General features: G+C 54.1%; 13 protein-coding genes. 8 read left to right on the forward strand and 5 right to left on the reverse strand.

All coding sequences use genetic code 11. The features are described 5' to 3' along the window. The first annotated feature begins 28 nt into the window (after positions 1 to 28). The 6 genes from gluQRS to panD all read left to right on the forward strand — a co-directional run bounded on the left by gluQRS (position 29) and on the right by panD (position 5291). The gene (gene gluQRS, locus C3432_RS18095; RefSeq protein ID WP_103777949.1) at positions 29 to 925 is read left to right on the forward strand and encodes a tRNA glutamyl-Q(34) synthetase GluQRS; all 897 of its coding nucleotides are present in this window, start codon (positions 29 to 31) and stop codon (positions 923 to 925) included. Positions 926 to 1110: 185 nt separating this feature from the next. After that, positions 1111 to 2508 carry a polynucleotide adenylyltransferase PcnB gene (gene pcnB / locus C3432_RS18100; protein WP_219816762.1) on the forward strand — a complete coding sequence of 466 codons (1398 nt, stop codon included), beginning with the start codon at positions 1111 to 1113 and terminating at the stop codon, positions 2506 to 2508. Further along, on the forward strand, positions 2505 to 2984 hold the full coding sequence (gene folK, locus C3432_RS18105) for a 2-amino-4-hydroxy-6-hydroxymethyldihydropteridine diphosphokinase (RefSeq protein ID WP_103777951.1): 480 nt from the start codon (positions 2505 to 2507) through the stop codon (positions 2982 to 2984). The genes pcnB and folK overlap by 4 nt, the downstream gene beginning before the upstream one ends. 120 nt (positions 2985 to 3104) lie before the next feature. Next, positions 3105 to 3896 carry a 3-methyl-2-oxobutanoate hydroxymethyltransferase gene (gene panB / locus C3432_RS18110; RefSeq protein WP_103777952.1) on the forward strand — a complete coding sequence of 264 codons (792 nt, stop codon included), beginning with the start codon at positions 3105 to 3107 and terminating at the stop codon, positions 3894 to 3896. An 11-nt stretch (positions 3897 to 3907) separates the two neighbouring features. After that, positions 3908 to 4762 (forward strand): pantoate--beta-alanine ligase, encoded by an 855-nt coding sequence (gene panC, locus C3432_RS18115; protein ID WP_103777953.1) that lies wholly within the window; start codon positions 3908 to 3910, stop codon positions 4760 to 4762. 148 nt (positions 4763 to 4910) lie between these two features. Continuing rightward, positions 4911 to 5291 (forward strand): aspartate 1-decarboxylase, encoded by a 381-nt coding sequence (gene panD / locus C3432_RS18120; RefSeq protein ID WP_103777954.1) that lies wholly within the window; start codon positions 4911 to 4913, stop codon positions 5289 to 5291. Positions 5292 to 5297: 6 nt separating this feature from the next. Here panD and C3432_RS18125 read toward each other — a convergent pair whose 3' ends face one another. From C3432_RS18125 to C3432_RS18140, 4 genes are all read right to left on the reverse strand, one after another. Next, a complete protein-coding gene (locus tag C3432_RS18125) occupies positions 5298 to 6527 on the reverse strand; it encodes a polysaccharide deacetylase family protein (RefSeq protein ID WP_103777955.1) in 1230 nt (409 codons plus the stop codon). Between the two features lie 61 nt (positions 6528 to 6588). Continuing rightward, the gene (locus tag C3432_RS18130) at positions 6589 to 7029 is read right to left on the reverse strand and encodes a PTS sugar transporter subunit IIA (protein ID WP_103777956.1); all 441 of its coding nucleotides are present in this window, start codon (positions 7027 to 7029) and stop codon (positions 6589 to 6591) included. A gap of 104 nt (positions 7030 to 7133) precedes the next feature. Then, positions 7134 to 7904, reverse strand: a complete 771-nt coding sequence (locus C3432_RS18135) for an ABC transporter permease (protein WP_103777957.1) — start codon at positions 7902 to 7904, stop codon at positions 7134 to 7136. Then, entirely contained in the window at positions 7901 to 8827 is a 927-nt protein-coding gene (locus C3432_RS18140) for an ABC transporter ATP-binding protein (protein ID WP_103777958.1), read from the reverse strand. Before C3432_RS18140 ends, C3432_RS18135 begins: the two co-directional genes overlap by 4 nt. Positions 8828 to 9062: 235 nt before the next feature. On the opposite strand from C3432_RS18140, the gene can reads away from it, so the two are divergent. Continuing rightward, complete coding sequence (gene can, locus C3432_RS18145) at positions 9063 to 9725, forward strand: carbonate dehydratase (protein WP_103777959.1); 663 nt, start codon at positions 9063 to 9065, stop codon at positions 9723 to 9725. Between the two features lie 405 nt (positions 9726 to 10130). Beyond that, complete coding sequence (locus C3432_RS18155) at positions 10131 to 13109, forward strand: hypothetical protein (RefSeq protein WP_219816760.1); 2979 nt, start codon at positions 10131 to 10133, stop codon at positions 13107 to 13109. A 56-nt stretch (positions 13110 to 13165) separates the two neighbouring features. On the opposite strand, the gene hpt is transcribed toward C3432_RS18155, so the two are convergent. Further along, the gene (hpt, locus tag C3432_RS18160; RefSeq protein ID WP_103777961.1) at positions 13166 to 13702 is read right to left on the reverse strand and encodes a hypoxanthine phosphoribosyltransferase; all 537 of its coding nucleotides are present in this window, start codon (positions 13700 to 13702) and stop codon (positions 13166 to 13168) included. Positions 13703 to 13766 lie beyond the last annotated feature (64 nt).

Below are 13766 nucleotides of genomic sequence, written 5' to 3' on the forward strand. Positions count from 1 at the left end.
CTTCCCCGCCTTTTCATTTCCTACAAAGATGACTCACTCACACTACATTGGCCGATTCGCCCCCTCTCCCTCCGGCGAACTGCATTTTGGTTCACTGATTGCCGCGCTTGGCAGCTATTTACAGGCCCGCGCACAGAACGGTACCTGGCGCGTCCGTATTGAAGATATCGATCCCCCGCGTGAAGTTCCCGGTGCCGCAGAGACGATCCTGCGTCAGCTGGAACATTACGGCCTGCACTGGGATGGCGACGTGTTGTGGCAATCCGCCCGCCATGAGGCCTACCGCGAGGCGCTTGCCTGGCTTTACGAGAGAGGTCTGAGCTATTACTGCACCTGTACCCGTGCGCGTATTCAGAGCATCGGCGGTATTTATGATGGCCACTGTCGCGAACGGCATAATGGACCGGAACAGGCCGCGGTGCGTATTAAGCAGCGGCATCCCGTGACTGAATTCACTGACCGGCTGCGCGGCAATATCCAGGCGAACCCGCAGCTCGCACAGGAGGATTTCATTATTCACCGTCGCGATGGGCTGTTTGCCTATAACCTGGCGGTGGTGGTAGACGACCATTTTCAGGGCGTCACCGAGATCGTGCGCGGTGCGGATCTCATCGAACCCACGGTCCGGCAAATTTCGCTTTACCAGCAGTTCGGCTGGAACGCACCGGGTTATATCCATCTGCCACTGGCGCTCAATGAACAAGGCGCTAAACTTTCCAAACAGAATCATGCGCCTGCGTTACCGCAAGGCGATCCGCGCCCCATACTGATTGATGCGCTACGCTTTCTCGGCCAGCGTACCGATTTGCCGTGGCAAGATATGCCTGTGGATGAAATTCTCAGGATGGCGGTGGAGAACTGGCGGCTGACGGCGGTGCCAGAATCGGCAAGTGTAAATCCGTCATTCTCAAATGCGTCCTGCTGAGCTATGATTAGCCGCTATTTTTGCTCGTCGTCTTTCGCATTGCTGCTGTACTGGCTGCGTTTGCTCCCCCGGTCACATCGTTTTTCTATGTTCCCGGGGATTCAGAAGCCTGCAGCCTTGCTGCAAAGCGAAAGCCATAGAGCAACTTTTGTCCTGAATATTGTTTGACACTACCGAGGTGCACTATTTTTACCCGAGTCGCTAATTTTTGCCGCAAGGTGCTAAGCCGCGAGGAGAGCGAGGCCGAGCTTGCCGTCGCCCGTCCACATATGACGGTAATCCCGCGTGAACAGCACGCTATTTCCCGCAAAGATATCAGTGAAAATGCCCTCAAGGTGCTCTATCGTCTGAACAAAGCGGGCTATGAAGCCTATCTGGTCGGCGGTGGCGTACGCGACCTTCTGCTTGGCAAAAAACCCAAAGATTTTGACGTGACTACCAGCGCCACGCCGGATCAGGTTCGTAAACTGTTCCGTAACTGTCGTCTGGTTGGCCGTCGTTTCCGTCTCGCCCACGTGATGTTTGGCCCGGAAATTATCGAAGTGGCGACCTTTCGCGGACACCATGAAGGCAGCGAAAGCGATCGCACCACTTCCCAACGCGGACAGAACGGGATGCTGCTGCGCGACAACATTTTCGGCTCCATCGAAGAAGATGCCCAGCGCCGCGACTTCACCATTAACAGCCTCTATTACAGCGTGGCTGATTTCACCGTACGTGATTACGTTGGCGGAATGCAGGATCTGCAGGATGGCGTGATCCGTCTGATCGGCAATCCGGAAACGCGTTACCGTGAAGATCCCGTTCGCATGTTGCGTGCGGTTCGCTTTGCCGCAAAACTGAATATGGGCATCAGCCCGGAGACCGCAGAGCCCATCCCGCGACTGGCCACGCTGCTCAATGATATTCCGCCCGCGCGTCTGTTCGAAGAGTCGCTGAAGCTTTTACAGGCAGGCTACGGCTATGAAACCTATAAAAAGCTGCGTGAATACAGCCTGTTTCAGCCGCTGTTCCCGACTATCACCCGCTACTTCACCGAAAACGGCGACAGCTCCATGGAGCGGATCATTGCTCAGGTGCTGAAGAATACCGATAACCGCATCCATAACGATATGCGCGTTAACCCGGCGTTCCTGTTTGCCGCCATGTTCTGGTATCCACTGCTGGAGATGGCGCAAAAAATTGCCCAGGAGAGCGGTCTGGCCTATTACGACGCCTTCGCGCTGGCAATGAATGAAGTTCTGGATGAAGCGTGCCAGTCGCTGGCTATTCCAAAACGTCTTACCTCGCTGACCCGCGACATCTGGCAGCTACAGCTGCGCATGTCCCGTCGCCAGGGCAAACGCGCCTGGAAGCTGATGGAGCATCCGAAATTCCGCGCCTCTTTCGATCTGCTGGCCCTGCGTGCCGAAGTGGAAAACAATGCTGAACTTCAGCGTCTGGCCCACTGGTGGAGCGAGTTCCAGGTCTCTGCACCGCCAGAACAAAAAGGGATGCTGAACGAGCTGGATGAAGATCCAGCGCCGCGTCGCCGCCACCGCCGTCCACGTAAGCGCGCCCCGCGCCGCGAAGGCAGCGTGTGACCATCACGTATATTGCACTCGGCAGTAATCTGGCCTCTCCGCTGGAGCAGGTCAATGCTGCCGTAAAAGCAATCGGCGAAATCCCTGACAGCCGGATCGTTGCCGTCTCCTCTTTTTATCGCACTCCCCCGCTGGGTCCGCAGGATCAACCGGACTATCTGAACGCCGCCGTCGCGCTGGAAACCGCGCTTACGCCGGACGCGCTGCTCAATCACACCCAGCGCATTGAGCTGCAACAGGGCCGGGAACGCAAAGCTGAACGCTGGGGACCGCGCACGCTGGATCTGGATATTATGCTGTTCGGCGATGAAGTGATTCACACAGAACGTTTGACGGTGCCACACTACGATATGAAGAATCGCGGTTTTATGCTGTGGCCGCTGTTCGAAATCGCGCCTGACCTGCACTTCCCGGACGGGCTGAGCCTGCGCCAGCAACTCACCCTTCTGGCCGCCGAAAAACCTGCCCACTGGTAAACCCCGCCCCTTTCTGTAGCGTTTACTGCTTACATGCCAATCGGTTTCTTAAATCAATTGCCCCTCTGAATATGACTGTTAGAATGCCGATAAATATGACTTTCGTCCTCAGGAAATGTTATGAAACCGACCACCATCTCCCTGCTGCAAAAATGCAAACAAGAGAAAAAGCGCTTCGCGACCATTACCGCCTACGACCACAGCTTCGCCAAACTGTTTGCTGATGAAGGCATCAACGTCATGCTGGTAGGCGACTCGCTGGGCATGACGATTCAGGGACATGACTCCACGCTGCCTGTTACCGTCGACGATATCGCTTACCACACGCGTGCCGTACGCCGTGGCGCCCCCCAGTGTCTGTTGCTCTCAGATTTGCCCTTTATGGCCTATGCCACTCCGGAACAGGCGTTTGAAAACGCGGCTATCGTCATGCGCGCCGGGGCCAATATGGTCAAAATTGAAGGCGGCGCATGGCTGGTCGATACCGTGAAGATGTTGACCGAACGCGCAGTGCCGGTGTGTGGACACCTCGGTCTTACCCCGCAGTCGGTAAATATCTTCGGGGGTTATAAAATTCAGGGGCGCGGCGACGCGGGCCAGGTGCTGCTGGATGATGCGCTGGCGCTGGAGGCTGCGGGCGCGCAGCTGCTGGTGCTGGAGTGTGTCCCTGTTGAGCTGGCAAAACGCGTCACAGAGGCGCTCTCCATTCCGGTTATCGGCATTGGCGCTGGCAATGTGACCGACGGTCAGATCCTGGTGATGCACGATGCGTTTGGCATCACTGGCGGGCACATTCCAAAATTTGCCAAAAATTTCCTCCAGGAAGCAGGCGACATGCGCGCCGCGGTGCGGCAGTATATTGCCGAAGTCGAGTCCGGCGTTTATCCGGGCGAAGAACACAGTTTCCATTAAGGAGTCACATTGTGTTGATTATTGAAACCCTGCCGCTGCTGCGTCAGCATATCCGCCGTTTACGTCAGGAAGGTAAACGTATCGCGCTGGTTCCAACCATGGGCAACCTGCACGATGGTCATATGAAGCTGGTTGATGAAGCGAAAGCACGTGCTGACATAGTAGTCGTGAGCATTTTTGTTAATCCGATGCAGTTTGATCGTCCGGACGATCTGGTTCGCTATCCACGCACGCTCCAGGAAGACTGCGAAAAGTTAAACAAGCGTAAAGTCGATCTGGTTTTTGCTCCGGCACCTGACCAAATCTATCCTCAGGGTATCGAAGGACAAACCTACGTTGACGTCCCCGGGCTTTCCACCATGCTGGAAGGCGCCAGCCGTCCTGGCCACTTCCGTGGCGTTTCCACGATTGTCAGCAAGCTGTTCAATCTGGTCCAGCCGGACATCGCCTGCTTTGGCGAGAAGGATTTCCAGCAGCTGGCGCTGATCCGCAAAATGGTTGCCGATATGGGCTACGACATTGAAATCGTCGGCGTACCGATTATTCGCGCCAAAGACGGTTTAGCCCTCAGCTCCCGTAATGGCTATCTGACCGCAGAGCAGCGCAAGATTGCGCCAGGCCTGTATAAAGTGATGAACGGCATAACTGAGAAACTATTAGCAGGCAACCGCGACCAGCAAGAGATGATTGCCATCGCTGAGCAGGAGTTGAATGAAAAAGGCTTTCGTGCCGATGACATTCAGATCCGCGATGCAGACACGCTGCTGGAACTGACGGAGACCAGCAAACGTGCGGTGATCCTGGTAGCGGCATGGCTCGGTCAGGCGCGCCTGATCGACAATCAGAGCGTGACATTAACCCAGTAGACAGGGGTTAAAAATCGGGCAATACTGCCTGAGGAATTTCTCAAAGCCGGCTTCGGCTGGCTTCGTTGACAACAAGACAGACTCAAAATCATTCGGGTTGCCTCTGTGTTGGCCTCCTGAAAGATCCCGAGGATTAAAGGTAGATGTTATGATTCGCACTATGCTGCAGGGCAAACTCCACCGCGTGAAAGTGACTCAGGCGGATCTGCACTATGAAGGCTCCTGCGCCATTGATCAGGATTTTCTCGACGCCGCGGGCATTCTGGAAAATGAAGCCATTGATATCTGGAACGTGAGCAACGGTAAACGCTTCTCGACCTATGCGATTGCGGCAGAACGCGGCTCCAGAATCATTTCCGTCAACGGTGCGGCCGCGCACTGCGCCGACGTCGGTGATATTGTGATTATTGCCAGCTTCGTCACCATGTCTGACGAAGAAGCGCGTACCTGGCAGCCGAAAGTCGCCTATTTTGATGGCGACAATGAGATGAAACGTACCGCCAAAGCGATTCCGGTTCAGGTAGCCTGAACCCTGTCACCCCTGCGGCTGGTTGCTGACCAGCCGCGACATCGTTTCCAGCGAATCTGTTCTTAAGATATAGAGCCGTTTCAATAAGTACGGATTATCCCCCGGCTTCACCTTCCCTTTTACCGTTGTCACCGCCAGATGAAATCCGGCATCGTGCGCGGCTTTAACCGCCATGGCGTTGTAGCCGCCAAACGGATATGAGAGATAGAGTACGTGCGGATTAAACTGGGTGAGCGATCGCCTCGAGCGTTCAAAATCAAACAAAATATTGTGATAGCTGCGACTGAGCAGAATTGGACGACGATGACCATCCACCCGATGTAAAAAATGGGTATGTGACTGGAAATCAAAAACATCCCGGATTTCGCTGAGTTCCGAAACGCTCATAAACTGCAGCGATTTTGGATCCCACTTCTGTGGATGGCGCTTAATACGTGATGAAATAATAAACGCCGTCGCCTTCATTCCGTACTGCTTCAGTATCGGGTACGCATAACGGCTTACTGATTTCAGGCCATCATCAAAAGTAATCACTACCGCCCGTGCGGGCAGGTTCATGTTATTACGCACGTAGCCTTCAAGCTGATACAGCGTCAGCGTGCTGTAGCCGCGATCGCGCAGCCAGGTCATCTGGTTGCTGAAGGCGCGCACTGAGGTGGTCGTGGAGGTATGGCGAAAGCGGGTGTTCTCTTCATCGCGCAGGATGTGATGGTATGTCAGCACCGGAATACCGCTGTCTTCCTGCGCATCCAGGGCGCTGATATACGCCAGCCGATTGGCGATGCGAATCTGATACCAGGTCTGATTCAGCCGATCTTTCAGTTTGCTGATGATGGGATAACGCAGGTTATCCGCCAGCACGCCAAACGGGGCGCTGCCGATATCCGGCGCATTATAAACCGGCGTATCTTTCCAGGTGATCAGGTTCTGGTTGCTGAGCGGTTTGTTGAGATCGCCCAGACCATCTTCTACCTTCTGCCGCCCCTGAACGACATCCAGGTGTCCTTTATCAATAAACCCCGTTCCAAAGCCAAATTTAAACTCATAATAATCTGCGGCAATGGGGATAACAGAGAGGATCTGCCCGGCACGAACGTGACCCACCGTCACCATCTGGTCGCCAATTTGCGCCCAGATAGCAGCATCTTCAGTCGTTTGCATGTAACGAGCGGGCAGAACGGCCGCCGCACAACCGGAGAAAAAGACGAACACAACGAGCAGAACACGCATGACCATATGAGATAACCGCAGCGAGAAAACGCAATGATTGTAGCAAAAGCGTCATCAATAGCACTGTCTAATAGTCATACAAATCATGCTTCAGCACAAAAGGCGGATTCTTTTGCTGCTGATGCCAGAGGCTGGTGACATCCGGCGTACCAAGAGCCACGATCCTGTCGCGAAAGGCAACGCTGCTCATCGACTCCCGTGATGAAAGCATTTGTTCCAGCAATGGATAGCTCACCCCGGAAATCACTTCACACTGCAAATGCTTATGGCTCATCAGAGACGCCACCCGGTACGGCGCAGCGCCGGAAATATCGGTCAGAAAGATGACGCCATCGCCAGAGTCTGTGGCATGCAGGGCATCGCACATCATCCTGCTCAGCATATTCGCACTCAGGCCGCGCCAGAAATTCACCGCCCGGCATTGTGCCTGTGGACCATACTGTTTTTCCAGACGATCCAGCAGCTCCTCCGCCTTATCGTCATGGCATGTAATTACCCAACCTAACATCGCCCACCTCCTTAGCAGGCGAGTAGTTTATCAGGGTGATAAATGGATAATGATGACAGCCGTCAAAACTCTCCTCTCCCTTGCAGGAGAAGAGAAGAATCGAATCAGCTACGCAATCCGCGACCGCGCTGAATCAAAGACCAGCACAGCAGATAAAACGCCGCGATAAACACCACCAGTACCCCAAAGGTGGTGACCAGCGGCACGTCATGGATCCCGAGGAAACCGTAGCGGAAACCGCTGATCATGTAGACAATCGGGTTCAGTTGCGACAGCCCCTGCCAGAACGGCGGCAGCAGCGTCAGGGAGTAAAACACCCCGCCCAGGTAAGTCAGCGGCGTCAGCACGAAGGTGGGGATCAGGCTGATATCGTCGAAGGTTTTGGCAAACACGGCGTTTAGCAAACCCGCCAGCGAGAACAGCACCGCCGTCAGCACCAGCGTTAAGGCGACAAACAGCCAGGAGTGAACCTGGAAGGGCACAAAGAACAGCGATATCGCCGTCACCAGAATCCCGACGCACAGCCCACGCGCCACGCCACCACCGACAAACCCGGCGATAATAACGTGCGTCGGCACCGGCGCAACCAGCAGTTCTTCAATATTGCGCTGAAATTTGGCGCTAAAGAATGACGACGCCACGTTCGCGTAAGCGTTGGTGATTACCGCCATCATAATCAGGCCTGGCACAATAAACTGCATGTAGCTAAAGCCATGCATCTCGCCAATCCGCGAGCCGATCAGGTTGCCGAAGATAATAAAATAGAGCGTCATCGTGATGACGGGCGGCACCAGCGTCTGCACCCAGATGCGCATAAAGCGATTAATCTCTTTCGCCCAGATGCTTTTCAGCGCGACCCAGTAAAGCTGCATCATGCGCGATCTCCTTGTTTTTCATGAACCAGTGACACAAACAGCTCTTCCAGGCGGTTCGCCTTGTTACGCATACTCAGCACCTGAATCCCCTGGGCGCTGAGCTGACTGAAAACGCTGTTAATCCCTTGTTCACGCAGCACTTCCACCTCCAGCGTTGAGGTATCCACCAGACGATACTGGTAACCATCAAGCTTCGGCAGCGGGCTTTTCGGTGCCAGATCGAGAATAAAGGTTTCGGATTTCAGCTTGGACAGCAGTGCCTTCATGGAGGTGTTCTCCACCAGTTCGCCATGCTGAATGATGCCAATATTGCGGCAGAGCATTTCCGCCTCTTCAAGGTAGTGCGTGGTCAGAATGATGGTGGTGCCTTTGTCGTTGAGATCTTTCAGAAAACCCCACATTGAACGACGTAGCTCAATATCCACACCGGCGGTCGGTTCATCAAGAATCAGCAACTTAGGCTCGTGCATCAGCGCACGGGCGATCATCAGACGGCGCTTCATCCCGCCGGACAACATCCGCGCACGTTCGTTACGCTTTTCCCACAGATCGAGCTGTTTCAGATACTTTTCGCTACGTTCGATAGCCTCTTTACGCTCAACGCCATAGTATCCCGCCTGGTTAACCACAATCTGCTGGACAGTCTCAAACGGGTTAAAGTTAAATTCCTGCGGCACCAGCCCCAGTTGACGTTTGGCATTGACGACATCTTTTTCGAGATCGTAACCAAAGACGCTGACACGCCCGGAGGTTTTGTTTACCAGGGAACTGATAATGCCGATGGTCGTCGACTTCCCAGCCCCGTTTGGCCCCAGAAGCGCGTAGAAATCCCCCGCTTCGACCTGCAAATCGATACCGCGAAGCGCCTGAACGCCTCCCGGATACGTTTTTTTAAGTTGTTGAAGTTCCAGTGCTATGGTCATGAATAATTACTTACCTTACGTTCTTACACTTTCATACACGTCATCCTTCGAGGTGCATCATGGCTGACTGCCTTCACTCCCTCCCCATCGCTTACCGATGTAAGCGCCAGGGATTCATTCAATTGCCGCCCCGATGCGCCCCGAATGATTTTGTATATATTATGTGGTTTAAATAATCCTGGAGTTGCCCTATATTAGCCCAACGCACTTATTTGGTTACAGGTCGTTAACCTCCATGAAAGACATAGATACACTCATCAGCAACAATTCACTATGGTCAAAAATGCTGGTGGAAGAGGATCCCGGATTTTTTGAGAAACTGGCGCAAGCGCAGAAACCGCGTTTTCTATGGATTGGATGTTCCGACAGTCGCGTTCCCGCAGAACGTTTAACCGGTCTTGAGCCGGGCGAATTGTTTGTTCACCGTAATGTTGCCAACCTGGTCATCCACACCGATCTGAACTGCCTCTCCGTCGTTCAGTATGCAGTTGATGTCCTGGAAGTTGAACACATTATTATCTGCGGCCACTACGGTTGTGGCGGTGTCCAGGCTGCGGTTGAGAACCCTGAACTGGGTCTTATCGACAACTGGCTGCTACACATCCGTGATATCTGGTTCAAACATAGCTCATTGCTCGGCGAAATGCCGCAGGAGCGTCGTATGGACACCCTGTGCGAGCTGAACGTGATGGAACAGGTGTATAACCTGGGTCACTCCACCATCATGCAGTCCGCCTGGAAGCGCGGTCAGAAAGTGACGATTCACGGCTGGGCTTATGGTATTCATGACGGCCTGCTGCGCGATCTGGAAGTGACGGCCACCAGTCGTTCCACTCTGGAGCAGCGTTACCGCCAGGGCGTGTCTAACCTCAGCCAGAAACACGTAAACCATAAATAAACCTGTCACAAAGCCGGGCGGCGGCGTCACCTGCCCCGCCCCGGCTCTTCCCGGCCTTATTTTAAAATATTTCTCAAAAAAACATAACCCATGCAAATAATAAATATTCGAATAAAAGCATTTTCTCGTTTTTATCATCCTGCCGTCGCGAAATAGTGGGTTATTTCCCCTTTAAATATTCGCGTAACAGATACATGGGTATAGCTGAAATCGTCATAGATTAAAACAATGGGATCCCTTCCTGTTAGCATCGCTCAGGCAGAGTGGCTACGTTATCAAAAAAGCCCAAGAAATACTGCATAATTTACAGCAAGTTATTGGAATATGACGTTTTGTCATAAATACCTTCCGCTAAAGAAACGATGTTAATTAATTAAATAGATAATTAACGTTAAAGGGATTTTTATGAAATATAAATTGATCAGCATGAGTGTGGCGATGGCGCTCACGGTTAATTACGCGCATGCCGCCGCACCGTTAAACATTGAAAATAGTTGCCCCGAAGACGCCAGTAAATTAACCCCGGAGCAGAAAAAGAAACTGCCTGCCAATTGCCTGCAGGATGAAGGGTTAAATCAGAAACTGATATGGGGAGGCGTCGCGGGCGCAGCGGCCATTGCGGGTATCGTTATTGCGGCCAGCGGTAGCGGCGGAGGTGGCGGCAGCGATGACCACACGCCGGATACCCCTGATACGCCAGATACACCGGACACCCCTGATACGCCTGATACCCCAGATACGCCGGACACTCCAGATACACCGGACACCCCAGATACACCGGACACGCCGGATGAACCTGTCACCTACAGCAAAACGTTCCCGAATAATCTGACCGTGACGTCCAGCGAGCCGCTTGCGCAGACCACCCGCGCGACCTTCATGTTTGGCGATAGCGCCACGCCGTTGCAGGGTCAGGAGCAGGCGGACGGCACCTGGCTTATCACTGATGCTGCGGGCAATGAGTATGTCATCACCGCGCTCGATCAGACCACCGGGAAAACCGACGGCTATGTCGCCGCGCATAAAAATGCCGACGGCGTGATTGATTACCGCGGCAAATGGCAGTTTGACGAGCAGGGCAACAAGGTCAGGCTGAACACCTATACCACGATGAGTGGCCTGGACGTGCCCGAAGGTGCGCCGGTGACCCTGTCCACCCAGGGCAGCCTGACGCCGGTAATCATTGAAAACACGGGGGAAACCAATGCCCGGCTCAACGACGGAAACGACGTCCAGACCCAATTCATTACGATTAAGAGTAACACCACCTATCTGATGAGCGGCGATGTGAATCTGGAGATCGTTGACAATGGTAATTCAATGAATGGCTTTGCGCTGGATGGCGAAGGTGCCCGCGCCATCGTGGGTAAAGACAGCACACTGACCTTCAGCAATGGCGACAACAACACCTCTGCAACCCTCGCTTATTCTCCTGCGTCTCAGGGCTACTTCGACAACTACGGTACGATCCTGTTGAGTAACGGCAGTCCTGATCAGGTAGGTTATACAACATACCTCACTGATGGTGCCAAACCTGGCGTGGGCGGTTCCGGGAAGCTGGATTTTACTAACCATAGCGGCGCGACGATAACATTAAGCAATGCGTTATCTCAGCGGGTGTATCTCTGGCTCGGCGCCGGTAATTTTGTCAACGACGGTACCATCACCGCGACCGGCGCTAACGTCACTGTCGCCAGCGCTCATAGTCAGAGTCAGGGCGAACCAGGTACGCTGACCAATAACGGCACCATCACCATTAACGGCGATAACGCCACGGTATTCCAGGATTTGAGCGGCACGACGTCCGTGAATAACGGCACCATTAACCTGGGCCTGCAGCAGGACGCCGACCTGAACGCAACAGGTATGACCGCCTTCCAGAGCTCGACCTCTGATGCAGTGGCAATTAACGGCACGACCGGCGTGGTGAACATCTATGCCAACGATTCCGCTGTTTTTGACCGTGGCGGCAGCACGTCTACCGCCAGGTTAATCAACTACGGCCAGTACAATATCGCCCCCGACGTAACGGGCTCCAGCCTGGTCCGTGGCGAAGCTGACAGCGTGGTGCAGAATACCGTGCAGGGCTACACCGTCGGCACCACCGCCAGCGGCACCTACGGGACTTACTCCGCGAGCAGCTACACCATTAAAGAGGCAAAAGTGAATACCGGCTTTGTGCTGGGCACCAGCGCGCAGAGCGTCACAATGGATAACGTCTTCACCGGTCAGGATATTCAGGGTGAAGAGAATATCGCCTCTACCAGCGCGGTATGGCGCGCTGACGCCAGCAAAGACAGCAGCGGCAACGTTGATGTGACCATGACCAAAAACGCCTACACCGACGTGGTCACCGACAGCAATGTCAGCGACATGGCGCAAGCGCTTGACGCGGGTTATACCAATAACGCGTTGTATAACAGCCTCAACCTGGAAACCGCCGGGCAGGTCACAGACGCGATGCGCCAGCTCTCCGGCATGAAAGCCGTGACGGCCAACCGTGAGTCGCGCGTGCTCAGCAACCGCTTTAACATGATGCAAACCAGCGGCGTGAAAACGGAAAGCGGCCTCGGCTTTAACGTTATCGCCCAGAACGACAGTCGTGCCGAACTCGGCAACAATGCCCGCTTTGACATGCTCTCGCTCAGCCAGCGTTTTGACCTGTCGCCAACGCAGAACCTGAGTATGCAATACGGCATGGCGCGCATCGTCGACGGTCAGGCGAAAGAGGCCGGGGATAATGGCCTGACGGGTGGCTTCAGCCAGTTCTTCGGTATGCAGCATGACGTGCAGTTTGCCGATGATGTGATGCTGAGCAACAGCCTGCGCTATGACCTCCAGCAGTTGCAAAGCGATCGTCTGGTCAGCTACGGCGCGGTCAATACCACCGGCAGCTCCGACTCCGTCCAGCAGTATCTGGAATGGCGCTCTCAGTTCAGCAAATCGTTCAGTCTGAGCGACGAGCTGAGCATCGCGCCGTTAGCGGGCGTTAAATTCCGCCACGGCAGCGACAACGGCATGGATGAAACGGGCGCAGGCGATTTCAACCTGCAAATGAGCGGCGGTTCCAAAACGGCGGTAGACGCCACCGTTGGCCTGAAGCTGGACTATCAGGGCAGCAACGGCTGGGCGGTTAACGCGATGGTCGAAGGCAGCCCGAATCTCACCTTTAGCCAGAGCCAGCGCAGCGGCGAACTGCAGGGCGCGGCGGGTCAGCGCTTTGCGATTGACAGCGGCGAACAGGGCGGCGGGATTAACAGCTTTGCTTCCGTCGGGGTAAACTATCTGCAGAAAAACAGCCAACTGCGGGCGGAAGCCTTCAGCTGGCGTGAGGACGGTCTCAGCGACAAGGGCATGATGCTCAACTACGGCTATCAGTTCTGATAAACCGCTTTTATCTCCTCGTAAATAAGGCAGGGTTTTCCCTGCCTTTCACGCGCTTACTCGTCCAGTAACACCACTTTGCCGACGTACGGCAGATGGCGATAACGCTGGGCATAGTCAATCCCATAACCCACTACAAATTCGTCCGGGATTGAAAAACCCACAAACTCCACCGGCACATCCACTTCACGGCGGGTTGGCTTATCCAGCAGTGTACAAATCGCCAGAGATTTCGGCTCGCGCAAGCTCAGGATTTCGCGGACTTTTGACAGCGTGTTACCCGAATCGATGATGTCTTCAACAATCAGCACATCCTTGCCACGAATGTCTTCATCCAGATCTTTGAGGATTTTGACGTCACGCGTGGTGGACATACCGCTACCGTAGCTGGAGGCGGTCATAAAATCGACTTCATGAGATACCTGTACTTCACGGCACAGGTCCGCCATAAACATAAATGACCCCCGCAGCAGACCGACCAGCACCATGTCACTGCCGCTGTTTTTATAACGCTCAGTAATCTGACGACCCAGTTCGGCAATACGCGCTTTGATCTCCGCTTCGGGGATCATGACTTCTACAGTATGTTTCATATCTCTAACCATATGATTTAAAAACAAATCACTCCATGCCTGCTCTTGATAAGACAGCATCGAA

Source organism: Citrobacter amalonaticus, assembly GCF_002918555.1.
GTDB classification, from domain to species: domain Bacteria; phylum Pseudomonadota; class Gammaproteobacteria; order Enterobacterales; family Enterobacteriaceae; genus Citrobacter_C; species Citrobacter_C amalonaticus_A.